Source organism: Streptomyces sp. PL-25 (genome assembly GCF_058344915.1).
Map to the genome: position 1 here is coordinate 2,943,048 of NZ_CP136997.1, position 24,739 is coordinate 2,967,786.

Genomic DNA, 24,739 nt, shown 5'->3' on the forward strand with positions numbered 1-24,739 from the left:
CAATCTCCAAAGGATGAAATGGACTGCATCCGCCGGAAAGCCACACGTGACACCGGCGCCGCACCCTGCGGTGGAGTAACTGCGTATCCATCGCACCCTTCGGGTCGCGGAATGATTCCCAGTGAGGGAATTCAAGGGGATGAGTGGGGCGCCTAACTCGCGCTAGACACGTACAACAGAGACGAACATGGGATCACCTAAAAGGCGCGAGCCTCAAGGTGACGGAGGCCCCGTAGTAGTCGTAGGAGTAACGACCTGCCAAGGAGGACGGGAAAGCCGTCCACAGGGCGAAGGGGGCCAGGTGATTCGGACATCACGATGCTGGGAGGTATGCGTAATGCAGAACGCCGAAACGGTGCTTGATGTCCTGCGTGAACGCGGCAGGCGAAGCCTGCCGTGTGATGAACTGTATCGACAGTTGTTCAATCCAAGCCTGTATCTACTGGCCTACGGGCGCATCTACGCCAACCACGGCGCGATGACACCCGGAGTCTGCGGGGAAACCGCTGACGGCATGTCCGAAGCCAAGATCGGACACATCATCGAAGCCATGCGTCATGAGCGCTATCGCTTCCGCCCGGTGCGGCGCGTCCACATTCCGAAATCCAACGGAAAGACGCGCCCGCTCGGCCTGCCGTCCTGGTCGGACAAACTCGTCGGTGAAGTGATACGCCTTCTTCTGGAAACGTATTACGAGCCGCGTTTCTCCAGCCGCTCTCACGGTTTCCGCCCCGGCCGGGGCTGTCACACGGCACTGTCCGAAGTGACATACAACTGGACCGGGACAACCTGGTTCATCGAAGGAGACATCTCCGACTGCTTCGGCTCGCTGGATCATGAGATTCTGCTGGCCATTCTATCGGAGAAGATCCACGATAACCGGTTCCTCCGCCTCATCCGACAGATGCTGAAGGCGGGATACCTGGAGGACTGGAGATGGCACGCCACCCTGTCGGGCTCCCCGCAAGGCGGTGTGCTCTCCCCACTCCTGTCCAACATCTACATGGACCGGTTGGACACATTCGTCGAGACAGTTCTCATCCCGGAATTCACCCGAGGAGCAGCTCGCCGCAAGAATCCGGCCTATAAGGAGCTGGAGAACGCAATCGGCACTGCCCGGAAGCGACTCGCCTACAGGAAGGAGAATACCGAGTCCGCTCAAGTCCGCCAATGGCGAAAGGAGTTGCGCCACCATCCGGTCGGTGATCCGCATGATCCCGGCTACCGGCGGCTACGCTACATCCGCTACGCGGACGATCATCTCCTCGGGTTCATCGGACCCAAGGCCGAAGCCGAGACGATCAAACAGCGCCTGGCCGCATTCCTCCGCGACGACCTCAAGCTGGAACTCAACCAGGGCAAAACGCTGATCACCCATGGCCGCACCCAAGCGGCCCGCTTCCTCGGCTACGAGATCACCGTCCAGCACGCAGATGAAAAGGTCTCCAGGGGCGGCCGCATCAATCGCGGTCTCCGCTCCATCAACGGGAAGATCCAACTCCGCGTACCCAAAGGTGTGATCAAGGCCAAATGCGCCCCGTTCCTCCACCGTGGCAAACCCACACACCTGCTCCCGCTGACGAGTTGCACACCCTTCGACATCATCGGCATTTACGGAGCGCAGTACCGGGGCATCGTTCAGTACTACCTGCTGGCCGGCGATGTCTGGAAACTCGACCGGCTCAAGGGGGTCATGCTGACCTCCATGCTCAAGACCCTGGCCGCCAGGCATCGGTCACGGGTGACCGCGATGGCCAACAAGTACAAAACAACCATCCGGACACCCGTCGGACCACGCAGATGTTTTGAGGCCAGGATCAAACGTGAGGGCAGGAAACCGCTGATCGCACGGTTCGGTGGTATTCCCCTGATCCGGCAGCGGAAAGCCGTCATTGACGACCTTCCGCCTACTCAATTCACTCCCCGCAGCCGCCCGCGCGGAAGCCAGCTCATCGACCGGCTCCGCAAAGGACGGTGCGAACTCTGCAACAAGCGAACAGCCGTGCAAGTCCACCAAGTTCGCCACCTTGCAGAGCTCCAGGCGCGGAAGGAGCAGCCTCCGTGGATGCAGATAATGGTCAAGAAGCGACGCAGAACCCTGGTGGTCTGTCCGCCCTGCCATGAAAACATCCACGCATAACCGGGCCCAGGATGCAGTAATCGCTGGAGAGCCCGCTGCACCGAAAGGTGCACGGCGGGTTCGGGCCGGGGGCCACAGGAAAAGGAGCTGCCGCGGCAGCCACCTCGCCTGTGGCCTACCGGTACTCACTCACGGCCGGGTGCAGGGCCGGGACGCCGAGCTGCGTCTGTCCCGGCGGGACGGCGAGGACCGGGTCAGGATCGAGGTGGACGACACCCGGGGCGAGCGGCTGCCCGTCGTGCGGGAGGCGTGCACGGACGGGGACCCGGCGGCTGAGGCGGACGGCGGGCGGGGACTGGTCCTGGTCGCGGCCCTCGCCAAGGAGTGGGGTGTGGCCCCGCGTCCCGGCGCGCCGGGCAAGGGCGTGTGGGCCGTCGTGGCCGCCCCAGCCGTCGAGGGGCAGTGACCGCGGATTCAGCGGCAGCCGTCCCCGCACGTGGACCAGGGGCAATCCGGCAAGCCACAGAGACGACGGCGCCCAGCCCCCCGCAGGGGACTGGGCGCCGTCGGTCCAGCGGAGCGATCAGTGGGAGTGGCCGTGGCCGTGGCCCGCTGCGGCCGGCTCTTCCTCTTCCTTCTTCTCGACGACCAGGGTCTCGGTCGTCAGCAGGAGGGAGGCGATGGAGGCGGCGTTCTCCAGGGCGGAGCGGGTGACCTTGACCGGGTCGATGACGCCGGCCTTGACCAGGTCGCCGTACTCACCGGTGGCGGCGTTGTAGCCGCTGCCCTTCTCCAGCTCGGCGACCTTGGAGACGATGACGTAGCCCTCCAGGCCGGCGTTCTCCGCGATCCAGCGCAGCGGCTCGACGGCGGCGCGGCGGACGACCGAGACACCGGTGGCCTCGTCGCCGGTCTTGTCGAGGTTGCCCTCCAGGACCTTCACGGCGTGCACCAGGGCGGAGCCACCACCGGAGACGATGCCCTCCTCGACCGCGGCGCGGGTCGCGGAGATGGCGTCCTCCAGACGGTGCTTCTTCTCCTTCAGCTCCACCTCGGTGGCGGCGCCGACCTTGATCACGCACACGCCGCCGGCCAGCTTCGCGAGGCGCTCCTGGAGCTTCTCGCGGTCCCAGTCGGAGTCGGTGGACTCGATCTCGGCCTTGATCTGCGCGATGCGGCCCTCGACCTCGTCCTTCTTGCCGGCACCGTCGACGATGGTGGTGTCGTCCTTGGTGACGGTGATGCGGCGGGCGGAGCCGAGCACGTCGAGACCGACCTGGTCGAGCTTGAGGCCGACCTCCTCGGAGATGACGGTGGCGCCGGTGAGGACGGCCATGTCCTGGAGCATCGCCTTGCGGCGGTCACCGAAGCCGGGGGCCTTCACCGCGACGGCGTTGAAGGTGCCGCGGATCTTGTTGACCACCAGGGTCGACAGGGCCTCGCCCTCGACGTCCTCGGCGATGATCAGCAGGGGCTTGGAGGCATTCGCCTGGATGATCTTCTCCAGCAGCGGGAGCAGGTCCGCGATGGAGGAGATCTTGCCCTGGTTGATCAGGATGTACGGGTCGTCGAGGACGGCCTCCATACGCTCCTGGTCGGTGACGAAGTACGGGGACAGGTAGCCCTTGTCGAAGGCCATGCCCTCGGTGAAGTCCAGCTCCAGACCGAAGGTGTTGGACTCCTCGACGGTGATGACACCGTCCTTGCCGACCTTGTCCATCGCCTCGGCGATCAGCTCGCCGACCTGCTGGTCCTGGGCGGACAGCGCGGCCACGGCGGCGATGTCGGACTTCTCGTCGATCGGGCGGGCCGAGGCGAGCAGGTCGTCCGAGACGGCCTTGACCGCGGCGTCGATGCCCTTCTTCAGCAGCGCCGGGGAGGCACCGGCCGCGACGTTCTTCAGGCCCTCGCGCACGAGCGCCTGGGCGAGCACGGTGGCGGTGGTGGTGCCGTCACCCGCGATGTCGTTGGTCTTGGTCGCCACCTCCTTCACCAGCTGGGCACCGAGGTTCTCGTACGGGTCCTCGATCTCGACCTCGCGGGCGATGGTGACGCCGTCGTTGGTGATGGTCGGGGCGCCGAACTTCTTGTCGATGACGACGTTGCGGCCCTTGGGGCCGATCGTCACCTTCACCGTGTCGGCAAGCTTGTTGACGCCGCGCTCAAGGGCGCGACGGGCGTCCTCGTCGAACTTCAGGATCTTCGCCATGGCAGCGGGAGCCCTCTCGGAAATCTTGGGTGAAGAACACACTGCGCCCCGGGCGCCCGGCTTCTCATCGATCGCGGGGGCCAGGGGCGCAGTTCACAGCAGGAGTGCTGAGGTGACTTACTTCTCGATGATCGCGAGGACGTCGCGAGCCGAGAGAACGAGGTACTCCTCGTTGTTGTACTTCACCTCGGTGCCGCCGTACTTGCTGTAGAGCACGACGTCGCCGACCTTGACGTCGAGCGGAAGACGGTTGCCGTCCTCGAAGCGGCCCGGACCCACGGCGAGGACGACGCCCTCCTGGGGCTTCTCCTTCGCGGTGTCCGGGATGACCAGGCCAGAGGCCGTGGTCTGCTCGGCGTCGAGCGGCTGGACCACAATGCGGTCCTCGAGCGGCTTGATGGCAACCTTGGAGCTGGCGGTCGTCACGATCCGACCTCCCCCTTCGGAGATCTCACGGGGTTAACTGTCTGAGGTGGCGACCAGGTCGATCCGTCGTCGCGGGTGCCGGACCTGCCCGTCGCGTTGTTGGCACTCTCCGGTGGGGAGTGCCAGAGCCGAGACTATGACCGCGATTAGCACTCGGTCAAGCGGAGTGCCAATTGCCTCGTGGCGCGTCGGTCCGGGACGCCTCCCGCGAAGGGCATTCGTCCACCGGCGGTCACAGGCAGCCGAAGGTGGTCGGAGGCGGTCAGAGGTGGTCGGAGGCCGCCGCGGGTGGTCACAGGTAGTCCTGGAGCCTCGCCACCGTCAGCCGGTCCCGCTGGATCTCGCGCAGCAGACGGGTGGTGCGCTCGCGCAGGGTCGGCCCGTCGAGGTCGTCGTCGTCCGAGGTGACCAGCAGGATGTCGCCGGGGCGCAGGGCGTGCCGCCCGTGGGTGAAGCGGAGGCCGGTCTCCGTCAGCGAGGCGCGCCACAGGACGATCGCGGACACCCCGCAGTCGGCGGCGGCGCGCCGGGTGGTGGCGTCGTAGGAGCCGTAGGGCGGCCGGAACAGCCGGGAGCGGACGCCGAAGCGGGCGTGCAGCTTGTCCCGCTGGCCGCAGATCTCGGCGCGCTGGCCGGTGCGGGGCAGACCGCGCAGGGCGGGGTGCTCCAGGGTGTGGTTCTCCAGTGCCGCACCGGCCGACCGCAGGCGCGCGAAGTGGCCGTAGCCGGGTCCGGCGATGCTGTCGGTGAGGAACATGCTGACGGGCAGGCGCAGTTCGCGGACCATGTCGACGAAGCGCGCGTCGCGCTCGGCGCCGTCGTCGTAGGTGAGGAAGACGACCCGGTCGGGAGTGCCGACGTGGTCGACCACCGGCGGCGGCCCGGCGGGGCGGGCGGTGGCGGGAGTCGGCCGGGCGGGCGGGCGCGGCGGCGCGGGCAGCGGGGCCGTGAGGCCCCAGCGGCGGTACGGCTGCCGGTCGGAGGCCGCGTCCGGCGAGGCGACCCGCTGCGCGGCCTTGCGGCCCAGGCGCTGGATCGGGTCGACGGACGAGGCGCAGCCGGCCAGCAGCAGCACGGCCGCGAGCAGGCCCGCGGCCGTGCGCCGCGGCCGGGGCCGCGGTCTCACAGGTAGTCCTCCAGCCGGGCCACCGCGTACCCCTCGGCCGTCGCGTAGTTCAGGAAGCGGCGCATGTCGTCGGCCATGGTGCCGTCCCACTCGTCGCGCCCGCGGAAGTGGGTGAGCACGATGTCGCCGGGGCGCAGCCGCTTGTCGTCCTCGCGGAACTCCCAGTGGTCGACGTAGACCTCCTCGTTCCAGATCGGCGCGTAGCGGATGCCGCAGGACTTGGCGGCGCGCAGGGTGTCCTGGTTGTAGTTGCCGTAGGGCGGGCGGAGCATCCGGGGGCGCTTGCCGAACTGCTTCTGCATGATGTCCTGCATGTCGCAGATCTCGTGCTTCTGCTCGTCGTAGGACAGGCCCGGCAGGTACGGGTGGTGCAGGGTGTGGTTGTTGAGGGTGTTGCCCTGCGCCTGCGCCTTGCGGAAGTAGCCGTAGTCGTCCTGGACGAGGTAGTTGCTGAGGAAGGCCGTGTAGGGGACCTTCAGCTCGCTCATCATGCGCAGGAAGGCGGGGTCCTTCTCGGCGCCGTCGTCGATGGTGAGGAAGAGGACCTTGTCCTTGGTGGGGACGGTGGTGAAGACCGGGGGCAGGTCCCAGTCCTCCTGGTGGTCCACCTCGAAGCCGGCGCGGGCGTGGATCTTCGGCTTGACGGCCGGGGGCGGCGGGGGCAGCAGCGGGGCCTGGCTCAGGCCCCAGCGCTTGGCGGCGGCGGTGCGGGCCGCGGCGGAGGTCGCGAGCCGGGAGGCGTAGGAGTCGAGGGCGCGGGCGGGGGGCGCCTGGAGGCGCTGCTGGCCGGGGGCGGGCCGTACCGCCGTGCTGTCCTGTCCGGCGCAGCCGGAGACGAGGGCGGCGACGGCGAGGGCGCCGAGTCCGGCGTGCAGGGCCGCCCGGCGCCGCAGGGCACCCAGGAGACGTTTTTTGTCATTTTGTACTACTACGGTCATGGCGCCGGATCCTCCCAGCCCGCCGCCCCTGAGCCGCGGCGACACCGCGGCCGGCCGCGCACCGTCCACCGACTGGCCGACAATGAACCGGTGACCGACCCACTCGCCCCGCCCGACTCCTTCGCCGCGCTGCTCACCGACGAGGGCCGCGCCCTCCTGGAGGAGGTGCGCGGCACCGCGCCCGCCGACGAACTCGCCGTCGCCACCCGGCTGCGCCGCGACCACCCCGCCGCCCTGGTGTCGGCCGCGCTCGGACAGGCCCGGCTGCGGCAGCGGGCGGCCGCGAAGTTCGGCGCCGACGACGCGGACCGGATGTTCTTCACCCCGAACGGGGTCGAGCAGTCCACCCGGGCGAGCGTGGCCCCCCACCGCGCGGCGCGGCTCGCGGAGCTGGGCGTGACCTCGCTCGCGGACCTGTGCTGCGGCATCGGCGGCGACGCGATCGCCCTGGCCCGCGCCGGGATCCGGGTCCTCGCCGTGGACCGGGACCCGGTGACGGCGGCGGTGGCCCGCGCGAACGCCGAGGCGCTGGGGCTCGCCGGGCTGATCGAGGTCCGCGAGGCGGATGTGACGGAGGTCGACACGTCCGCGTACGACGCGGTGTTCGTCGATCCCGCGCGGCGCGGCGGCCGGGGCCGGATCTTCGACCCGGAGAGCTACTCGCCCTCGCTCTCCTGGGCCGTGGGGGCGGCGCTGAAGGCCCCGCGCGCCGCGCTGAAGGTCGCGCCCGGCATCCCGCACGAGGCGGTGCCGCCGCAGGCCGAGGCCGAGTGGATCTCCGACGGCGGGGACGTGAAGGAGGCGGTGCTGTGGTTCGGCACCGAGCCGGGCCTGGTGCGCGCGACCCTGCTGCCGGGACCGCACACGCTGCGCGGCCGGGGCCTGCCCGACCCGCCGGTGCGGCCGGTGGGCCGCTACCTGTACGAACCGGACGGTGCCGTCATCCGCTCCCACCTGGTCGCCGAGGCCGCCGCCGGACTCGACGGCGGCCTGATCGACGAGACCATCGCCTACGTCACCTCCGACGCGCTGCGGCCCACCCCGTACGCCACCGCGTACGAGATCACCGACCGGCTGCCCTTCAACGTCAAGAAGCTGAAGGCGCTGCTGCGCGAGCGCGAGGTGGGCGCGCTGACCGTGAAGAAGCGCGGCTCGGCCGTCGAACCGGAGGAGCTGCGCCGCAAGGCGCTGCCCAGGCCGTGCGGCCGGAACACGGCGACCGTCTTCCTCACCCGGGTGGCGGGCGCCCCCACGATGCTTCTCGGCCACCCGGCGGGCCGCCCCTGACGCACCGGCACCCGGCGGGCGCCCCGCTCCCCCGATCGGCGGCGCCCGGGGTGCGGGCGCCGCCCGCGCGCCCGGAGACTGGTCGCGGCGGGCGGCACGGCGGGTGCCGCCGGTGCGCGCGGTCCGCCGGGAAGCGAGGACCAACCATGCTGCGGGGTTTCAAGAACTTCCTGATGCGCGGCGATGTCGTGGTCGTGGCCGTCGGCCTGATCGTGGCGCTGGCCTTCAGCACGCTGATCAAGGCGTTCACCGACTTCGTGATCAACCCGATCATCGCCCGCGCGCAGGGCAACTCCTCGCCCGGCCTCGGCTGGCAGCTCGGCCGTACCGGCAACAAGGCGACCTATCTGGACCTCGGCGCGTTCATCTCGGCGCTGATCTACTTCATCATCTTCATGGCGGTCGTGTACTTCCTGATCGTCGTCCCGTACAAGCACGTCCAGGCCCGCCGGGGCGTCAAGGTCTTCGGCGACCCGGGGCCCGCCAAGACGTGCCCGGCGTGCCTGTCGGAGGATCTGCCCGGGGCCGCCACCAAGTGCCGCTACTGCGGTACGGATCAGCCCGCGGCCGCCTGAGCGGGCGCCGTGTCGGCGGCGGGCGCCGCGCCGTCCCCGGCCCGGCCGCCGCGCCCGTACAGCACCGCCGCCGCCAGCGCCCCCGCCGCGAGCAGCCCGGCCGCCGTCCAGTACGCCGCCGAGAAGCCGTGCACCAGGGCGGCGCCGTCCGGCGCCGTCCCCGAGGCGTGCGCGGCGACCGTGCCGAGGACGGCGAGCCCCACCGCGCCGCCGACCTGCCGTGAGCTGTTGAGCAGCCCGGAGGCCATGCCCGCCTCCCCGGCGGCGACGGACCCGGTGGCCGCGGTGCCCAGCGGCACGAAGCACAGCCCGATGCCCACGCTGGCCACGGCCGACGGGCCGAGCACCGAGCCCGTGAAGCCGCCGTCCACCGCGGCCGCCGCCGCGAACCAGGCGAGCCCGGCCGCGCCCAGCAGCCCGCCCGCCGTCAGCAGCACCCGGGGCCCGTAGCGGCCGATGGCGCGGGCCGCCAGCGCCGAGCCCACGACCACGCCCGCGCAGAACGGCAGGAAGGCCGAGCCGGTGGCGGTCGGGCCGTAGCCGAGGACCTGCTGGAGGTAGAGCGAGGTGAAGTAGAAGGCGGCGAACTGGCCCGCCGACATCAGCAGCCCGAAGACGTTCGCCGCCAGCACCGGACCGGTGCCGAGCAGCCCGAGCCGCAGCAGCGGGGCGGCGGTGCGCGCCTCGGTCACCACGAACGCGGCGAGCAGCACCGCCGCCGCGCCCAGCACGGCGGCCGTGCGCCAGGACGCCCAGCCGTACGTCTCGGTCCTGACCAGGCCGAGGACGAGCAGCACGGTCCCGGCCGTGACCAGCAGGGCACCGGTGAGGTCGAGGCGGGGGCGCGGGGCCCGCCGCGCGGCGGCGGGCGTGTCGGCGGGTACGGCGCGGCCGGTGACCGCCAGGACGGCCACCACGAAGGGCACGTTGACCAGCATCACCGCGCGCCAGCCGAACCAGTCGGTGAGCAGTCCGCCGGCCGCCGGCCAGCACGCCCACCGCGCCGCCGACCGCGCCCGCGGCGCCCCACAGGCCGAGGGCGCGGGAGCGGGCGGGGCCCGGCGGGCAGCTCACGGTGAGCAGGGCGAGGCCGACCGGGGCCAGCGCAGCGGCGCCCACGCCCTGCGCGGCGCGGGCGGCGATCAGCGCGCCGGGCGACTGGGCGAGCCCGCCGGCCAGGCTCGCCGCGCCGAAGACGACGAAGCCGGCCACGAGCACCCGGCGCCGCCCCACCACGTCGGCGAGCCGCCCGCCGAACATCAGCAGGCCGCCGAAGGTCAGGGCGTAGGCGTTGACGACCCAGGTCAGCGAGCCGGGGCCGAAGTGCAGACCCCGCCCCATGCCGGGCAGCGCGACATTGACGACGGACATGTCGAGGGAGACCAGGAACTGCACGGTGAGCAGCACCGGCAGCAGCCAGGGAGAGGCCGCGGAAGGGGTGTGGCGCGTCTGGGAGTTCACCATGCCGATGACGTTACTATACGCGTATAAAAAAGCGCGATCCCCGAGGTCCGGGGGCCGGGCGGGGAGAACGAGGAGAATGCGGGGGTGGCGGAGAACCAGGCGCGCGAGCGCACAGCGAAACGGGCGGCGGGGCGGCCGCGGCGGATCGAGGCCGGGCAGATCGTGGCGGCGGCCCGGCGGATCCTCCAGGAGGAGGGCGTCGAGGCGGTGTCCATGCGCCGGGTCGCCAAGGAGGTCGGCGCGACCCCGATGGCGCTGTACCACCATGTGCGCGACAAGCGGGAACTGCTGATGCTCACGGTCGCCGGCCTGGCCGCCACGGTGCCGCGCCCCGAACTCCCCGCCGCGCCGCGCGACCGCGTCCTGGCCACCGCCCTGCACATGCACGCGCTGCTCAGCGGCATGCCCTGGGTCGTGGACGTGCTGAGCCTCGGGGACGTCACGGACAAGAACGCCCTGTGGATGCCCGAGGAGATCGTCGACTCCGCGATGGCCTGCGGCCTGACACAGGAGCAGGCCGTGTTCGCCTACCGCACCCTGTGGTACGTCGTCCACGGCGACCTGGTCTTCCGCCGCGCCGCCGCCCGGCGCGGCGCCGACCCGGACCGGCCGGACCTGTTCCCCACCCTCCTGACCCCCGAGGACGCCGACCGCTACCCGCGGCTGACCGCCCTGTCCGAGCGCTGGGAGGACCTGGCCACCGCGGACTACGACGTGGCAGGCCAGCTCGCGGCGGTGGTGGACGGACTGCTGGCGCAGGGCCGACGGGACTGAACCGGACGCGGGGCCGGAGGACAGGGCGCGGGGCGCACAGCGCCGGGGGCAGGCCACTCGGCGCGGGGCCGTGGGGCGCGGGACGCGGGACGCTCACCGCGGGGCACGGGCCGGGTGCGGGCAGGTCCGGGTGCGGGCCGCTCGCCGCGAGGAGGGCGCCGTGGGGCGCGGGGCAGGCGGGCGCGGGCCGGCCGGCGCCGGCCGGGGGCGCGGGGCCGGGCCCGAACCGCCCAGGGCCGGGTACGAACCGCCCCCTGCCCGGCGCCGTCGTCTCAGCGCAGCGAGGCCCACAGTTCGTCGGCCGCCGGTTCCTTCGCCACCACCCGGTTGTGGTCGGAGGGGGCCTGCACCACCGGCATCATCACGGTGCGGACCTTGCCGTCGGGCAGGCCCTTCAGGCTCTGGCCGAGCCGCATCAGTTCGGGGAGCGAGTCCAGGCCGGTGTCCGTGGTGAGGCTGCCGGTGACCGCGTCCGCGACGCGGTAGAGGCGGGCCGGGTCGGTGAGCAGGCCGGTGCTGGAGACCTCCTTCAGCAGCGCGGTCACCAACTGCTGCTGGAGCCCTATGCGGCCCAGGTCGCTGCCGTCGCCGATGCCGTGCCGGGTGCGGGCCAGGGCGAGGGCCCGGGTGCCGTCGAGCCGGTGGGTGCCCGCCTTCAGGTGCAGATGGCTCTGGTCGTCGTCGATGTCCTGGTCCGTGGTGACGGTGACCCCGCCGAGGGCGTCGACCAGCTTCGCGAAGCCGGTGAAGTCCAGCTCCAGGTAGTGGTCCATGCGGACGCCGGTCATGGCCTCCACCGTCTTGACCGCGCACACCGGACCGCCCACCTCGTAGGCGGTGTTGAACATCGCCTGGTACGCCGGTGCCGTGGAGCCGCCCGAGGCCAGCGGGCAGGACGGCCGGGTCACCAGCGTGTCGCGCGGGATGCTCACCACGGTGGCCGAGGTACGGCCCGCGTCGATGTGCACCACCATCGCCGTGTCGGAGCGGGCACCCTCGCTGTCGCCCCCGCCCAGCGCCCGGTTGGCGCCGCTGCGCGAGTCGGAGCCGAGGACGAGCAGGTTGAGGGCGCCGCTCGGCAGGGGCGGCGCGGTGGCCGGGGCGCCGGACGCGGCCGGTTCCGCGGGGCCGGCGGCCGGGCGTGCCGGGCGGTCGTCGCCGAGCGCGCCGTCGATGTCGACGCCGGTGATGTTCTGGTTCAGATGCCAGTAGGCCCAGCCCGCGGTGGCCGTACCCAGCACCACGACCCCGGCCAGCACCAGCGCGGCGGCCCGCAGGCGCCGCCTCCCCCTGCGTCCCCCGGCGTCCTCAGCCGTGTGCCCCGTCTCCGGAGCGGGCTCCGCCGCGTTCCCCGCCGTGTGTCCCCTCACAGGCAGGAACGTACGTCCGAATTATGAGCGGGATGTCAGGAAGTCGTCACCACGACGTCTTTCTCGGGAAAATCTCATCTTCAACCACTCCTCGCCCACTCCTCGCCCGTTCCACACCCGCTCCTCGCCACCCCCTCCGAAAGTTTCGCCGGCTGGGACCCGGAGCCGCCCGCCGGACCCGTCGACCTGGACCCGCCGGAGAACCGCGCCGTGGCCCGCCGCCTGGCCGAGGAGTCGGTGGTGCTCCTCGACAACCCCGGCGGCCTGCTGCCCCTGTCCCCCGCCGCCCGGATCGCCGTGGTCGGCCCGCGCGCGGACGACGCCCTGGCGATGCTCGGCTGCTACTCCTTCCCCTCCCACGTCGGCGCCCAGCACCCCGAGGTGCCCCTGGGCATCGCGATCCCCACCCTGCTGGAGGCGCTGCGCGGCGAACTGCCGGACGCCCGGCTGACGTTCACCGAGGGCTGCGGCGTCGCGGACCCGGACACCACCGGCTTCGCGGCGGCCGTGGCCCGCGCGGCGCAGGCCGAGGTGTGCGTGGCCGTGCTGGGCGACCGCTCGGGCCTGTTCGGGCGCGGCACCTCCGGCGAGGGCTGCGACGTGGCGGACCTCGCGCTGCCCGGCGCGCAGGGCGCGCAGGGCGCGCTGCTGGACGCGCTGGTCGCCACGGGGGTGCCCGTCGTCCTGGTGCTGCTCACCGGCCGCCCCTGCGCGCTGGGCCGCTGGGCGGGCCGGCTGGGCGCCGTCGTGCAGGCGTTCTTCCCCGGCGAGGAGGGCGGCCCCGCGGTGGCGGGCGTGCTGTCGGGCCGGGTCAACCCGTCCGGCCGCCTCCCGGTGAGCGTGCCGCGCGGTCCCGGCGGCCAGCCCTGGACCTATCTTCAGCCGCCGCTGGGCCTGGCCGGCGAGGTGAGCAGCCTGGACCCGACCCCGCTGTACCCGTTCGGGCACGGCCGCTCGTACACGACGTTCGCCTGGACGGCGGACGCCGTCGGTGGCGGCGACGGCGGCGACGGCGAGGTGGCGGCGATCGGCACGGACGGCGGGTGCGACCTGTCGGTGACCGTCCGCAACACGGGCGGCCGGGCGGGCGCCGAGGTGGTCCAGCTCTATCTGCACGACCCGGTGGCCTCGGTGGCCCGGCCCGATGTCCGCCTGATCGGCTATCAGCGGCTGGAGCTGGCCCCCGGAGAGGCCCGCCGGGTCACGTTCGGCTTCCACGCCGACCTGTCGGCCTTCACCGGCCGCACCGGCCGCCGGATCGTCGAACCGGGCGCACTGGAACTGCGGTTGGCCGCCTCCAGCACGGACGCGCGGCACACGGCCCGGCTGACCCTGACGGGCCCGGTGCGGGAGGTGGGCCCGGACCGGCGGCTGCGCTGCGAGGCGCGGGTGACGGCGGTGCAGTGAGCGGCGGGGTCCGGCCGGTGCGCGGCGTCCCGGCCGGACCCGTACGGCACACGGCGCCGCCCCTGCCGCTGGACAGCGACAGCACAAGACCCCGCCCCGGACGAACCGGGACGGGGTCTGATCGAGCGCTGGGCCGGCCTTGCACCTGCATCTCCCCGCAGGAAGCGGGGCGTCTTTCCTTGGACCACCAACGCACTGCTCGCGGGCCGTTTTCCGGCCGCTTGCTGTGTGATGATCATAGCGTAGACGCGGGGCGGTACGCCAACTCGCCTACCGTGCCCCGTCCTCGACCCGCTCGAAGCGCCAGCGGTGGACGGCCCTGGTCACCAACCCCGGTGCGGGCTCGGGCAGTTCCGGGAGATCGGCGCCGAGACCGGCGGCGTCCCACCAGGTGATGACGAGCACCCGGTCCTGCGGGGCGCGGAACGTCTCGCGGCGCAGCGGCTCCTGAGGGAGCGTCTGGCGCCGGGCCCAGTCGAGGAGTTCGCCGCCGCGGCCCTCGGCCGCGCGGGCCTCCCACATCAGCGCGACGGTCACGAGTACAGGTTCTCCTTGCTGACCTCGTGCACATGGTCGTGGCTGTGCCCGTGACCATGGCCGTGCCCGTGCGGCTGGGACGTGCCCGGCACGTACGGGTCGGTCACCGGCAGGGAGGAGTCCGCGGACAGGTCCCAGTCGGAGGCCGCGCGGTTGCGGGCGACCATCTCGGCGCCGAGCGCCGCCACCATCGCGCCGTTGTCCGTGCACAGCTTGGGGCGGGGCACGCGCAGCCGGACACCGGCCGCCTCGCAGCGCTCCTGGGCGAGGGCGCGCAGCCGGGAGTTGGCGGCCACACCGCCGCCGATCATCAGATGGTCCACGCCCGCGTCCTTGCAGGCGCGCACGGCCTTGCGGGTGAGGACGTCCACGACCGCCTCCTGGAAGGACGCCGCCACGTCCCGCACCGGGACCTCCTCACCGGCCGCCCGCCTGGCCTCGATCCAGCGGGCCACCGCCGTCTTCAGCCCGGAGAAGGAGAAGTCGTAGGCGGCGTCGCGCGGACCGGTCAGACCGCGCGGGAAGGCGATGGCCGCCGGGTCGCCCTCGCGCGCGTAGCGGTCGATGACCGGGCCGCCCGGGAAGCCGAGGTTCAGCACGCGGGCGACCTTGTCGAACGCCTCGCCCGCCGCGTCGTCGATCGTCGCGCCCAGCGGCCGCACGTCGGAGGTGATGTCGGCGGACAGCAGCAGCGAGGAGTGGCCGCCGGAGACCAGCAGCGCCATGGTCGGCTCGGGCAGCGGGCCGTGCTCCAGCTGGTCCACGCAGATGTGCGAGGCGAGGTGGTTGACGCCGTACAGCGGCTTGCCGAGCGCGTAGGCGTACGCCTTCGCCGCCGACACGCCCACCAGCAGCGCCCCGGCCAGTCCCGGGCCCGCGGTGACCGCGATGCCGTCCAGGTCCCTGGCGCTCACCCCGGCCTCCTTCAGCGCGCGGTCGATGGTGGGGACCATCGCCTCCAGGTGGGCGCGGGAGGCGACCTCGGGCACGACACCGCCGAAGCGGGCGTGCTCGTCGACGCTGGAGGCGACGGCGTCCGCCAGCAGGGTGGTGCCGCGGACGACGCCGACACCGGTCTCGTCGCAGGAGGTCTCGATACCGAGGACGAGAGGCTCGTCGCGCGGGTCAGCCATGGATCTCGGTTCCTTGTACGGAGGCGGAGGGGTCGGACAGGCGCATCACCAGGGCGTCCACGTTCCCCGGCTGGTAGTAGCCCCTGCGGACCCCGATGGGGGCGAAGCCGAAGCGCTCGTAGAGCTTCTGCGCGCGGATGTTGTCCACGCGGCACTCCAGCATCACCTCGGTGCACTCGAAGGCGGTCGCGGCCCGCAGCAGCTCGGTCAGCAGCCGGGCGCCGAGCCCGCTGCCCCAGAGGTCGCGGGCGACCGCGATGGTCTGCACGTCGCCCTGGCCGCCGGAGGCGACCAGCCCCGCGTAGCCGACGATGCGGCCCTCCGCCTCGGCCACCAGATAGCGCCGGGTGGCCTCCGGGCCGCGCGAGTGCGCCAGCTCGGACCAGAACATGCCCCGTGACCAGGCGTCCTCGGGGAAGAGTTCCTTCTCGAGATCCAGCACCGGGTCGATGTCCCACCAGCGCATCTCGCGCAGCGTGTGCCCGGCGGCCCGGTTCGTCGTCGCTCCGGTCACTTCGGGGTGACCACCTTGTAGTTCTTGGGGACCTGCGCGTCCGGCCTGCGCAGATACAGCGGGCGGGGGGCGGGCAGCTCCTCGCCGGCGGCCAGCTTCTCGGCGGCCAGCGAGGCGAGGGCGGCGGCCGACACGTGCTCGGGCTCGTGCGCCTTCGGGAAGGTGTCCGGGTAGAGCAGCGCGCCGGCGCCGACCGCGGGCAGGCCCGCGACCTGCTCGGCGATGTCGGCGGGCCGGTCGACGGCCGGATCGGTCAGCCGGGTGCGCGAGTCGGCGTAGCGCGCCCAGTAGACCTCCTTGCGGCGGGCGTCGGTGGCCACTACGAAGGGGCCGGGGACGTCGGCCGCGTAGGCGAGCCCGTCGAGCGTGCACACGCCGTGCACGGGGACGCCGAGCGCGAGCCCGAAGGTGTCGGCGGTCATCAGACCGACGCGCAGTCCGGTGTAGGGGCCGGGGCCGATGCCCGCCACGACGCCCGTGACGGCGTCCAGCGTGACACCGGCCTGGGTCAGGACCCGGTCGACGGCCGGAAGCAGCAGCTCCCCGTGCCGGCGCGCGTCGACCTGACTCGACGAGGCGATGACGGCCGCCCCGTCGTGCAGGGCGACGGTGACGGCGGGGGTGGCGGTATCCAGAGCGAGCAAGAGCACGCGAACAGCCTACGGCGCCGGGGAGTGGTGGGGGACGCGGCGGGCGGACGGGGGCCTGGAGAGGGCAGGGCGCGGGGGCGGGACACCGGGGGCCGGGGCCTGGAGGCAGGGCGGCGAGGCGGTGCCGCGCCTTGGGCGGGGACGCGGGCGGACAGACGGTGGAGGCGCGAGCCGGGGGCCGCGGGTGCTGACCAGGGCAGCGGGCCGACCGGGCCCCGTGGCGGGAGCGTGCCGGTCCCCGTGGCAGACCGGGCACGATCCCGCCGCAGGCCGGACGCCGGACCGGCGCGCAAGGCCCGGCAACAGAGCAGCAGACCAGGCAGGAGACCAGTCAGCAGACCCAAGCGCGGACTGGACGGGCGGCCCCGAGCGGGGGCCGGACGGCAGACCGGCAGGGAGACCCGGGGGGACCAGGGAGACAGCGAGCCGGCAGGGGGCCGTAGGACCGGGGCACGAAGTGGAGCGGGCCACGGGTGGGCCGACGCAGAACCGGCGCAGCCCCCACTCCCCACCGGCCGGACCAGCACAGGCCCCACCGGCCGGACCGCCGCCCGCACCGCCCAGGCACCACCCCGCCCCGCACCGGCACCGCCCCCGCACCGCCCCAGGGCCGACACGACCCCTGGTGGCGGGCCGGGCGCCCCGGTGGGGAACATTGCGGCTGCTACCGTCGCAAGACAGGCGAGTGGTGCAGCAACCGATACAAAGGTGGGCAACCGTGGCAAGGAGCAGCACGGGATTCGTGGCCGGGCTCACCGCCGCCGCCGTCGTCACGGTCGGGTTCCTCGCCTACCGGGCGCAGGCGAACGTACCGCCGGACCTGTCCGGCCGGCCGGGCGCCTCGGCGACGGCCGCGGCGAGCGCCAGCAAGGCACCCCGCGACCGGCTCCACCCGGCGGCCCTGCCGGCCGGCTCCGGCACGGGCGAGCGGGTCGTGTACTCGGTGGACGACGACCGGGTCTGGCTGGTCGGCGCGGGCGGCCGGGTGGAGAACAGCTTCAAGGTCGTCCCGGGCACCGTGGACCCGGCACCGGGCACCTACGCGGTCACCTCGCGCTCCAAGGCGGTCACCGGCACGGACGGCGTCCCCGTCGAGCACGTCGTCCGGTTCGCGAGTGTCAACGGGGTCGTGATCGGCTTCAGCGCGGCCGTGGACAGCACGCCGCCCGAGGCGGACACGTCCGGTTCCGTGCAGACGGGCGGCATCCGCGAGTCGCGGCCGGACGGCGAGACGATGTGGATGTTCGCGACGATCGGCCAGAAGATCGTCGTCATCCGATAGGGCTACGCCGCGCGCCGCTGCTCTTCCACCGGACGGGGGACCGAGCGTCCCTCGGCGGGCTCCGGGGCACGCGGCGGGCGCGAGACGGCCTCGGCCGCGGCGCAGGAGGCCAGCAGGTCGCGCATGCTCACCCCGGTGACCGGCTTGACCGGGTACGGGCGGGGCGGGTTCTCGGCAGCCGGCATGGACGCCTCCTAGGGCCGGGGGCGGGCGTAGTTAGGTAGACCTAACCACGAGCTGGATACCATGTGACCACGCCCGGGAGCCGCGACGCAAGGCTTGCCGACAGTCTGTCGGAACGAAGGGTGGAACGAAGGGCGGAGGGTAGGGCGAAACAACGAGCGAGGGGAAGCCGGCCCCTGTCGTGACGGACAGCCGCTCCCTCGGCGCCGAGCAGCCGCTAGGACCTGTCCTGGGCGGTGAGGACGCTCAGATCCGCGGCCGACCAGCGCGGGCCGATCCCGGTCACCGTCAGCCGACGCGTCTCGTCGTCCGCCTCCCCGGCCTCGGAAGCCGTCCCGGTCGAGCGGTGGATGGCGATCTGGAGGCGGTCCTCGGTCAGCTCCTCGACCTTGCCCTCGCCCCACTCGACGACGATCACCGAGTCCGGCAGCGAGACGTCCAGATCGAGGTCCTCCATCTCGTCGAGCCCGCCGCCCAGGCGGTACGCGTCGACGTGGACGAGCGGCGGCCCGTCGCCGAGCGACGGGTGCACCCGGGCGATCACGAAGGTCGGGGAGGTGACGGCGCCGCGCACACCCAGGCCCTCGCCGAGTCCGCGGGTCAGCGTGGTCTTGCCCGCACCCAGCTCCCCGCTGAGCATCACGAGGTCGCCCGCGCGCAGCAGACCGGCGAGCCGGCGGCCCAGCTCCCGCGTCTGCTCGGCGGCGGTGAGGGTGAGCTCGACGGACACGGGGTCAGCCGCGCTGTGCGGTGCTGCTGGCATTGCTGGCCTTTCCATGTTCACCCACGGTAGCGCCTGCCGGGACCGCGCCCGCCCGGGTCAGCAGGTCGGCGAGCCGGTCGGTGACGACCTCCGGGTGCTCCAGCATCACCAGGTGCCCGGCGTCCGGCACCAGCACCAGCTCGGCGTCGGGCAGCACATCCGCGATGGCCTCGCTGTGCTCGCTGGGCGTGACCAGGTCCTGCACCCCGGCCAGCACGAGCACCGGCCGCCGGGCGAAGAGGGCCAGCGCCTCGGTCTTGTCGTGGTCGGTGAAGGCCGGGTAGAACTCGGCGACCACGTCGATGGGGGTGCTCTCGATCATCCGCTCGGCGAACCGGGCGACGGCCGGGTCGATGTCCCGCCCGGCGAAGGAGTACCGCTTGATGACCCCGGCGAACAGGTCGGCGGTGGCCCGCCGCCCCCGCTCCACCAGCTCCGCGCGCTGCCCGAGCGCCTTGAGCACACCGGGCAGCACCCGCCGCACCGCGTTGACCCCGGCCAGCGGCAGCCCGAAGTTGACCTCGCCCAGCCGCCCCGAGGAGGTGCCCACGAAGGCGGTGGCGACGACCCGGTCCCTGATCAGCTCCGGGTACTGGGCGGCCAGGGCCATCACGGTCATCCCGCCCATGGAGTGCCCGACCAGCACGACCGGGCCCTCGGGCGCGGCGGCGTCGAGGACGGCCTTCAGATCGCGGCCCAGTTGGTCGATGGTGAGCGGCACGCCGTCCCGGCTCTGGGCCACGCCCCGCCCGGACCGGCCGTGGCTGCGCTGGTCCCAGTACACGGACCTGACCACCCCGCGCAGCGCGGCACGCTGGAAGTGCCAGGAGTCCTGGCCGAGGCAGTAGCCGTGGCTGAAGACGACGGTCACGGGCGCGGGGGCCTTCAGCCCGAAGAGCCGGCGGCGGCGCTCGGAGAGCACCTCGGCGGCCGGGTCGAGGTCGTCGGTCTCGTCGGCCTTGTCGGCCTTGTCGGCCTTGTCGGCCTCGGCGATCTCGTCGATCTCGTAGTACAGCTCGGTGCCGTCGTCGGCGTACGCCCGTCCCGGGGTTCCGCGCAGCGAGCCGTACGGCCCCGCCGAGTCCAGGGCGAGCCGGGCCTTCCTGCGCATGTTCCGGCCCACGGTCATCCGTTCGACGGCGACGGTGGCGGCGGCGCCCGCCGCCACCACGCCTATCGCGGCGCCCGCGATACCGGTCGCCCTGCGCCAGCCGCCAAACGCCCCCGAGGCGCCGGCAGCCGCACTGCTCTCGCTCACGTACCGCTCCTCCGTGTGACGGTCCGGCGTGTGCCGTGCCGTGTTCTGCTCGCCCGGGGCGTCCCGCCGGGGTGTCCTGGGCGCCCCGGCCGGACCGCGCCCCTCCGGCCGCTACTCCTGCTCGCCCGCCGCCCCTCGGGGGCGGGTCTCGTGGAGATGGACGCGGGGGACGCGTGTTCCGATGCGTGTGACGATCTCGTACGCGATGGTGCCTGCGGCCTGCGCCCAGTCCTCGGCGGTGGGCTCGCCCCGGTCGCCCGGCCCGAACAGCACGGCCTCGGACCCGGTCTCCGGTTCGTCGCCGCCCAGGTCGACGGCGAACTGGTCCATGGCGATACGGCCGGCGACCGTGCGCCACTTGCCGCCGATCAGCACCGGCCCGGTGCCCGAGGCGTGGCGCGGGACGCCGTCCGCGTAGCCGACGGGGACCAGGCCGAGGGTGGTCTCGCCCGGGGTGACGTAGTGGTGCCCGTAGCTGACGCCGTGCCCGCCGGGCACGTGCTTCACCAGGGCCAGGGAGGCGGACAGGGTCATCACCGGGCGCAGCCCGAAGTCGGCCGGGGTGCCCAGTTCGGGGCTGGGCGAGAGGCCGTAGACGGCGATGCCCGTACGGACCAGGTCGAAGTGGGTCTCCGGCAGGGTGAGCGTGGCGGGCGAGTTGGCGATGTGCCGCACCTCGGGGCGCACGCCCCGCGCCTCGGCGTACGCGGTCATCTCGCGGAACCGGTCGAGCTGCGCGGCGATCGAGGGGTGCCCCGGCTCGTCGGCGCAGGCGAAGTGGGACCACAGTCCGGTGATCCGGACCAGGCCCTCGGCCTCGGCGCGCAGGGCCTCGGCGACGAGCGCGGGCCAGTCGGCGGGCTGGCAGCCGTTGCGGCCGAGCCCGGTGTCGGCCTTCAGCTGCACCCGGGCGGGCCGTCCGGCGGCGCGCGCGGCCTCCCGCACCTCCGCCATGGCCCACAGCCCGCTCACCGACATGTCCACGTCGGCCTCGATCGCCTCCCGCCACGGGCCGCCCGGCGTCCACAGCCAGCACATCACCCGGACCTGCTCGGGCGGGAGCCCGGCCGCGCGCAGCGCCAGCGCCTCCTCGGGCGTGGCGGTGCCGAGCCAGGTGGCACCGGCGGCGACGGCCGCGCGGGCGCACGGCACGGCGCCGTGGCCGTACGCGTCGGACTTGACCACGGCCATCAGGGCGGCGCCGGGCGCCCGCTCGCGCAGGGTCCGCACGTTGGCCCGCAGAGCGGCCAGATCGATCTCGGCGCGGGCGCGCAACGGGGCCGTCCGCGGATGTGCTGTCTCGTTCATCGCGCCCCCAGTCTCTCAGAGGGCCTCCGGGGCGGCGGGAGGTCCCGCGGCCCCGGGTCCGGGCCGCGGGCGGTCACCTCAGCCCCGTGCGTCCGGTACGTCCCGTACGTCCCGCCAGGCGTCCGGGATCGCGGCCGCGACGTCGTGGGCGCCGGCGGGGGCGCCGGCCGAGGCGAAGCGGCCGGCGAGTCCGTGCAGGTAGGCGCCCGCGCTGCCCGCGTCCAGGGGGGAGAGCCCGGCCGCCAGCAGGGAGCCCGCGAGACCGGACAGCACATCGCCGCTGCCGGCCGTGGCGAGGTACGGGGTGCCGGTCGGGTTGACCCGGACGGGACCGCCGTCCGGACCGGCGACGAGCGTGGTCGAGCCCTTCAGCAGCACGGTCGCCCGGTAGGCGGCGGCCAGCTCCCGCACGGCGGACAGCCGGGCCGCCTCGACCTCCTCGCGCGCCACCCCCAGCAGGGCGGCGGCCTCGCCCGCGTGCGGGGTCATCAGGGTGGGCGCCTCGCGGTCCCGTACGGCGGCGCGGCCGGCCAGCCGCAGCCCGTCCGCGTCCAGCAGCACGGGCACCGGTGACGCCAGCACCTCGGCCACCGTCGCCGCGTCGTCCCCGGCCCCCGGGCCCACCACCCACGCCTGGACCCGGCCCGCCTCGCGCGGCCCCCGGTCGGACACCAGGGTCTCCGGGAACCGGGCGATCACCGCCTCCCCGGCCGGGCCGACGTACCGTACGGCGCCCGCCCCGCCGCGCAGCGCGCCCGACACCGCGAGCACCGCCGCGCCCGGATAGCGGGCCGAGCCCGCGGCGACCCCGACCACGCCCCGCCGGTACTTGTCGCTCTCGGCGGCCGGGCGCGGCAGCAGCGCGGCCACGTCGGCGTGCTGGAGCGCCTCCAGCTCGGGGTCGGCGGGCAGTTCGGCGCCCAGGCCGATGTCGACGAGCCGGACCGTACCGGCGTACTCGCGGGCCGGGTCGACCAGCAGCCCCGGCTTGTGCGTGCCGAAGGTGACGGTCAGGTCGGCGCGGACGGCCGCCCCGCGCACCTCGCCGCTGTCCGCCTCGACCCCGCTGGGCAGGTCGACGGCGACCACGGCGGCACGGGCGCGGGCCGCGTGCCCGGCCAGCTGTTCCGCCTCGGGGCGCAGCCCGCCCCTGCCGCCGATGCCCACGATCCCGTCGACGACCAGGTCGGCCCGGTCGACCGCGGCCGGTCCCGCGTCCGCGCGGGTGACCGTGCCGCCCGCGCGCCGCAGGGCCGCGAGTCCGCCCGGATGGGTGCGGCCGGGGGCGAGTTCGACCGCGGTGACCCCGGCGCCGCGGCGGGCCAGCCGGGCGCCCGCGTACAGCGCGTCGCCGCCGTTGTCGCCGCTGCCCACCAGCAGCACCACCCGGCGGCCGTACACCCGCCCGAGCAGGTCCGCGCAGGCGGCGGCGAGCCCGGCGGCGGCGCGCTGCATGAGCGCCCCCTCGGGCAGCCGCGCCATGAGGGCGCGCTCGGCTGTTCTGACCGTCTCGACGCTGTGGGCGATACGCATGTCGTCGAGTCTGCCCCGCATACGTCCGGTGCCGCACGGGAACCCGGTGGTCCCGGTGACGAGCGACGCGGCGTACACCGGCGGACACGACGGCGGGACCCCGGAGGGAGGCGGGCGCATGGCCGAGGACCCGGCGGGTTCCGGCGCCTCGCCCCCATGGGCGGCGCCCGGTGACGACGCGGCGCGCCGGCAGCGCCTCCAGGCCCTGGAGCTGCTCCTGGCCGAGCAGCGCTTCCGGATCGGCAGGCATGTGAGCGCGTGCGGGGCCGCCGGGCGGGACCAGGGCGGCGGCACCGGCACGGGCGCGCTCCCCCGCCCCGCCGCCGCGCCGGTGGGCGAGGCCGTGCGGACCCTGCTCGACTCGCTGCCGGTCCCGGTCACGGTGATCCGCCCCCTGCCCGGCGCGCTGAACCCGCACGACCGGTTCCTCTACGTGGGCCAGAACCGGGCCGCCCGCGAGTACGCCGCCCGGATCCTGCCGCCCGGCGGGCTGGCGCCCTGGTCCGGCCCGGTACCGCTGTTCGAGCGCTTCCCCACCCTGGCCGGCACCGCCGTGCCCCGGCTGCTCGACGAGGTCTGCCGCACCGGCCGGCCGCAGGGCCCGGAGGCCGCCGAGTGGCCGCTGCCGGGCCCGGACGGGCTCACCGTCCGGGTCAGCAGCGAGGTGCGGGTGACGCCTGCGGACGATCTGCTGCTGGTCAGCTGGGAACGCGGCCACGAGTCCCTGATGGCGCAGGAGGCGCAGCGCCTGGTGGGGGTCTGCTGGGCCGAGTGGAGCCTGGGCGACGGCGCCGTCGAGGTGTCCTCCGGGTTCGGGCACGTCCTCGGGGCGGCCGACGGCGAGCCGCCGCCCGGCCTGCTGGAGCTGGGGCGGCGGCTGACACCGCGGAGCCTGGACGCGCTGTACCGGGCCGTCCACGACATCCTGCTGAGCGCGCCGGTGGCGGAGTGCGACCTGCGCCTGACCGGTCCCGACGACCGGATCGTCCATCTCGTCGCCGAGCCGGTACGGCTCACCTCGGGGCCGGTGTGGGCGGTGCGCGCGGTGCTGCACGACGCCACCTCCGACCGGCGCAGCCACGCGCTGGCCGAGCGGGCGACCCGGGAGGCCCAGGCCCAGCGGGAACGCGCGGACACCGTCGCCGAGGTGGCCGAACGGCTCCGCGACGCCGTACTGCCCGGCTTCCCGGCGGAACTGGCCCGGCACGGCGTGGAGGCGGTGGCCGTCTACCGGCCCGAGGCGCGCGCCGCGCGGGTCGGCGGCGACTGGTACAAGACCCGGGTGCTGCCCTCGGGCAAGCTGCTCGTCGCGCTCGGCGACGCCCGCGGCCACGGCCTGGCCGCCGTCACGCTGATGGCGAAGCTGCGGTACGCGCTGGCCGGTCTCGCGTACACGGGCGAGTGGGTGGAACGGCTCACCGGCTGGCTCAACGCGGTCGCCTGCGACGACGGCGAGGAGTCCACCGCCACCGCGGTCATCGCCCGCTACCACCCCGACACCCGGCTGCTGCGCTGGACCTGCGCGGGCCATCCGGTGCCGGTCCTGGTCCGCGACGGCGAGCCCCGGCTGCTCGATCCGCCCCCGGGCGGCCCCGGCATGCCGCTGGGCGTGCTGCCGGAGGAGACGTACACGGCGGCGGAGACGCCGCTGCGCCCCGGGGACGTGGTGCTGCTCTACTCGGACGGCCTGATCGAGCGCCGCGGCTCCGACCTCGACCGGGACTCCGCGCGGCTGCTGCGGGCCGTCGCGCGGGGCGCGGCGGGCGGCGTCCCGCCGGGGCGCGACGCGCTCGACGCCTTCGTGCGGGACCTGGTCGACGGTCTCACCGGCCCGCACGCGGAGGACGACGCGACGGTGCTGGCGTTCCGCGTGGTGGACCCGGACGCGCGGGAGGGGAAAGAAGGCTGACGCGCCGTCGCGG

The 24,739-nt window shown here is 73.8% G+C and carries 21 protein-coding genes and 2 pseudogenes; 8 read left to right on the forward strand and 15 right to left on the reverse strand.

Annotation, left to right across the window (positions count from 1 at the left end):
- The first annotated feature begins 337 nt into the window (after positions 1 to 337).
- Entirely contained in the window at positions 338 to 2,140 is a 1,803-nt protein-coding gene (locus tag R4Z62_RS12970) for a reverse transcriptase/maturase family protein (RefSeq protein WP_491519879.1), read from the forward strand.
- 139 nt (positions 2,141 to 2,279) lie between these two features.
- Positions 2,280 to 2,546, forward strand: a complete 267-nt coding sequence (locus R4Z62_RS12975) for an ATP-binding protein (RefSeq protein ID WP_491519880.1) — start codon at positions 2,280 to 2,282, stop codon at positions 2,544 to 2,546.
- 117 nt (positions 2,547 to 2,663) lie between these two features.
- Here the strand turns inward: R4Z62_RS12975 and groL are convergent, their stop codons facing one another.
- The 4 genes from groL to R4Z62_RS12995 form a co-directional block, all read right to left on the reverse strand.
- The gene (gene groL, locus R4Z62_RS12980) at positions 2,664 to 4,289 is read right to left on the reverse strand and encodes a chaperonin GroEL (RefSeq protein ID WP_491519881.1); all 1,626 of its coding nucleotides are present in this window, start codon (positions 4,287 to 4,289) and stop codon (positions 2,664 to 2,666) included.
- 117 nt (positions 4,290 to 4,406) lie between these two features.
- Positions 4,407 to 4,715: a co-chaperone GroES gene (gene groES / locus R4Z62_RS12985; protein ID WP_009190181.1), complete on the reverse strand. Its 309-nt coding sequence runs from the start codon at positions 4,713 to 4,715 to the stop codon at positions 4,407 to 4,409.
- Between the two features lie 292 nt (positions 4,716 to 5,007).
- Positions 5,008 to 5,841 (reverse strand): polysaccharide deacetylase family protein, encoded by an 834-nt coding sequence (locus tag R4Z62_RS12990; RefSeq protein ID WP_491519882.1) that lies wholly within the window; start codon positions 5,839 to 5,841, stop codon positions 5,008 to 5,010.
- On the reverse strand, positions 5,838 to 6,779 hold the full coding sequence (locus tag R4Z62_RS12995) for a polysaccharide deacetylase family protein (protein WP_491519883.1): 942 nt from the start codon (positions 6,777 to 6,779) through the stop codon (positions 5,838 to 5,840). Before R4Z62_RS12995 ends, R4Z62_RS12990 begins: the two co-directional genes overlap by 4 nt.
- Before the next feature lie 90 nt (positions 6,780 to 6,869).
- Between R4Z62_RS12995 and R4Z62_RS13000 the strand changes: the two genes are divergently transcribed.
- Positions 6,870 to 8,066, forward strand: coding sequence for a class I SAM-dependent methyltransferase (locus R4Z62_RS13000; RefSeq protein WP_491519884.1), 1,197 nt, complete (start codon positions 6,870 to 6,872; stop codon positions 8,064 to 8,066).
- A gap of 146 nt (positions 8,067 to 8,212) precedes the next feature.
- Positions 8,213 to 8,641, forward strand: a complete 429-nt coding sequence (locus R4Z62_RS13005; RefSeq protein ID WP_491519885.1) for a large conductance mechanosensitive channel protein MscL — start codon at positions 8,213 to 8,215, stop codon at positions 8,639 to 8,641.
- Here R4Z62_RS13005 and R4Z62_RS13010 read toward each other — a convergent pair.
- Positions 8,623 to 10,105 (reverse strand): annotated as a pseudogene (locus R4Z62_RS13010) (MFS transporter). The gene R4Z62_RS13005 and the pseudogene R4Z62_RS13010 overlap by 19 nt on opposite strands.
- A gap of 84 nt (positions 10,106 to 10,189) precedes the next feature.
- On the opposite strand from R4Z62_RS13010, the gene R4Z62_RS13015 reads away from it, so the two are divergent.
- Positions 10,190 to 10,879, forward strand: a complete 690-nt coding sequence (locus R4Z62_RS13015) for a TetR/AcrR family transcriptional regulator (RefSeq protein WP_491519886.1) — start codon at positions 10,190 to 10,192, stop codon at positions 10,877 to 10,879.
- A gap of 272 nt (positions 10,880 to 11,151) precedes the next feature.
- Here R4Z62_RS13015 and R4Z62_RS13020 read toward each other — a convergent pair whose 3' ends face one another.
- The gene (locus R4Z62_RS13020) at positions 11,152 to 12,156 is read right to left on the reverse strand and encodes an LCP family protein (protein ID WP_173860980.1); all 1,005 of its coding nucleotides are present in this window, start codon (positions 12,154 to 12,156) and stop codon (positions 11,152 to 11,154) included.
- Positions 12,157 to 12,402: 246 nt separating this feature from the next.
- Between R4Z62_RS13020 and R4Z62_RS13025 the strand changes: the two are divergent.
- A pseudogene (locus R4Z62_RS13025) lies at positions 12,403 to 13,656 on the forward strand (glycoside hydrolase family 3 C-terminal domain-containing protein); the annotation flags it as partial.
- 270 nt (positions 13,657 to 13,926) lie between these two features.
- Here R4Z62_RS13025 and R4Z62_RS13030 read toward each other — a convergent pair.
- From R4Z62_RS13030 to tsaB, 4 genes are read right to left on the reverse strand one after another with little or no spacing between them, the layout of a single operon-like run.
- The gene (locus R4Z62_RS13030) at positions 13,927 to 14,193 is read right to left on the reverse strand and encodes a hypothetical protein (RefSeq protein WP_385497243.1); all 267 of its coding nucleotides are present in this window, start codon (positions 14,191 to 14,193) and stop codon (positions 13,927 to 13,929) included.
- Complete coding sequence (tsaD, locus tag R4Z62_RS13035) at positions 14,190 to 15,326, reverse strand: tRNA (adenosine(37)-N6)-threonylcarbamoyltransferase complex transferase subunit TsaD (RefSeq protein WP_491519887.1); 1,137 nt, start codon at positions 15,324 to 15,326, stop codon at positions 14,190 to 14,192. The genes R4Z62_RS13030 and tsaD overlap by 4 nt, the downstream gene beginning before the upstream one ends.
- A complete protein-coding gene (gene rimI, locus R4Z62_RS13040; RefSeq protein WP_355476378.1) occupies positions 15,319 to 15,792 on the reverse strand; it encodes a ribosomal protein S18-alanine N-acetyltransferase in 474 nt (157 codons plus the stop codon). The genes tsaD and rimI overlap by 8 nt, the downstream gene beginning before the upstream one ends.
- Before the next feature lie 44 nt (positions 15,793 to 15,836).
- Positions 15,837 to 16,490: a tRNA (adenosine(37)-N6)-threonylcarbamoyltransferase complex dimerization subunit type 1 TsaB gene (tsaB, locus tag R4Z62_RS13045; protein ID WP_491519888.1), complete on the reverse strand. Its 654-nt coding sequence runs from the start codon at positions 16,488 to 16,490 to the stop codon at positions 15,837 to 15,839.
- A gap of 718 nt (positions 16,491 to 17,208) precedes the next feature.
- Between tsaB and R4Z62_RS13050 the strand changes: the two genes are divergently transcribed.
- Positions 17,209 to 17,772 (forward strand): hypothetical protein, encoded by a 564-nt coding sequence (locus R4Z62_RS13050; RefSeq protein WP_355476253.1) that lies wholly within the window; start codon positions 17,209 to 17,211, stop codon positions 17,770 to 17,772.
- Between the two features lie 2 nt (positions 17,773 to 17,774).
- Here R4Z62_RS13050 and R4Z62_RS13055 read toward each other — a convergent pair whose 3' ends face one another.
- The 5 genes from R4Z62_RS13055 to R4Z62_RS13075 all read right to left on the reverse strand — a co-directional run bounded on the left by R4Z62_RS13055 (position 17,775) and on the right by R4Z62_RS13075 (position 22,817).
- Positions 17,775 to 17,957 carry a hypothetical protein gene (locus R4Z62_RS13055; protein ID WP_355476255.1) on the reverse strand — a complete coding sequence of 61 codons (183 nt, stop codon included), beginning with the start codon at positions 17,955 to 17,957 and terminating at the stop codon, positions 17,775 to 17,777.
- A 215-nt stretch (positions 17,958 to 18,172) separates the two neighbouring features.
- The gene (gene tsaE, locus R4Z62_RS13060; RefSeq protein ID WP_064534674.1) at positions 18,173 to 18,718 is read right to left on the reverse strand and encodes a tRNA (adenosine(37)-N6)-threonylcarbamoyltransferase complex ATPase subunit type 1 TsaE; all 546 of its coding nucleotides are present in this window, start codon (positions 18,716 to 18,718) and stop codon (positions 18,173 to 18,175) included.
- Positions 18,690 to 19,976 (reverse strand): alpha/beta fold hydrolase, encoded by a 1,287-nt coding sequence (locus R4Z62_RS13065; protein WP_491519889.1) that lies wholly within the window; start codon positions 19,974 to 19,976, stop codon positions 18,690 to 18,692. The genes tsaE and R4Z62_RS13065 overlap by 29 nt, the downstream gene beginning before the upstream one ends.
- Positions 19,977 to 20,087: 111 nt before the next feature.
- Complete coding sequence (gene alr, locus R4Z62_RS13070) at positions 20,088 to 21,284, reverse strand: alanine racemase (RefSeq protein WP_064534670.1); 1,197 nt, start codon at positions 21,282 to 21,284, stop codon at positions 20,088 to 20,090.
- A 78-nt stretch (positions 21,285 to 21,362) separates the two neighbouring features.
- The gene (locus R4Z62_RS13075) at positions 21,363 to 22,817 is read right to left on the reverse strand and encodes an NAD(P)H-hydrate dehydratase (protein ID WP_355476262.1); all 1,455 of its coding nucleotides are present in this window, start codon (positions 22,815 to 22,817) and stop codon (positions 21,363 to 21,365) included.
- Positions 22,818 to 22,935: 118 nt separating this feature from the next.
- Here R4Z62_RS13075 and R4Z62_RS13080 point away from each other — a divergent pair, with 118 nt between their 5' ends.
- Positions 22,936 to 24,726 (forward strand): PP2C family protein-serine/threonine phosphatase, encoded by a 1,791-nt coding sequence (locus R4Z62_RS13080; RefSeq protein ID WP_491519890.1) that lies wholly within the window; start codon positions 22,936 to 22,938, stop codon positions 24,724 to 24,726.
- The last annotated feature ends 13 nt before the right edge of the window (positions 24,727 to 24,739 follow it).

Bases quoted from the DNA above. Each gene is read 5' to 3' on its own strand.
- R4Z62_RS12970 (WP_491519879.1), top strand. From the start codon at position 338: ATGCAGAACGCCGAAACGGTGCTTGATGTCCTGCGTGAACGCGGCAGG.
- groL (WP_491519881.1), bottom strand. From the start codon at position 4,289: ATGGCGAAGATCCTGAAGTTCGACGAGGACGCCCGTCGCGCCCTTGAG.
- R4Z62_RS12995 (WP_491519883.1), bottom strand. From the start codon at position 6,779: ATGACCGTAGTAGTACAAAATGACAAAAAACGTCTCCTGGGTGCCCTG.
- R4Z62_RS13005 (WP_491519885.1), top strand. From the start codon at position 8,213: ATGCTGCGGGGTTTCAAGAACTTCCTGATGCGCGGCGATGTCGTGGTC.
- tsaD (WP_491519887.1), bottom strand. From the start codon at position 15,326: ATGGCTGACCCGCGCGACGAGCCTCTCGTCCTCGGTATCGAGACCTCC.
- rimI (WP_355476378.1), bottom strand. From the start codon at position 15,792: ATGCGCTGGTGGGACATCGACCCGGTGCTGGATCTCGAGAAGGAACTC.
- R4Z62_RS13055 (WP_355476255.1), bottom strand. From the start codon at position 17,957: ATGCCGGCTGCCGAGAACCCGCCCCGCCCGTACCCGGTCAAGCCGGTC.
- tsaE (WP_064534674.1), bottom strand. From the start codon at position 18,718: ATGCCAGCAGCACCGCACAGCGCGGCTGACCCCGTGTCCGTCGAGCTC.
- alr (WP_064534670.1), bottom strand. From the start codon at position 21,284: ATGAACGAGACAGCACATCCGCGGACGGCCCCGTTGCGCGCCCGCGCC.
- R4Z62_RS13075 (WP_355476262.1), bottom strand. From the start codon at position 22,817: ATGCGTATCGCCCACAGCGTCGAGACGGTCAGAACAGCCGAGCGCGCC.
- R4Z62_RS13080 (WP_491519890.1), top strand. From the start codon at position 22,936: ATGGCCGAGGACCCGGCGGGTTCCGGCGCCTCGCCCCCATGGGCGGCG.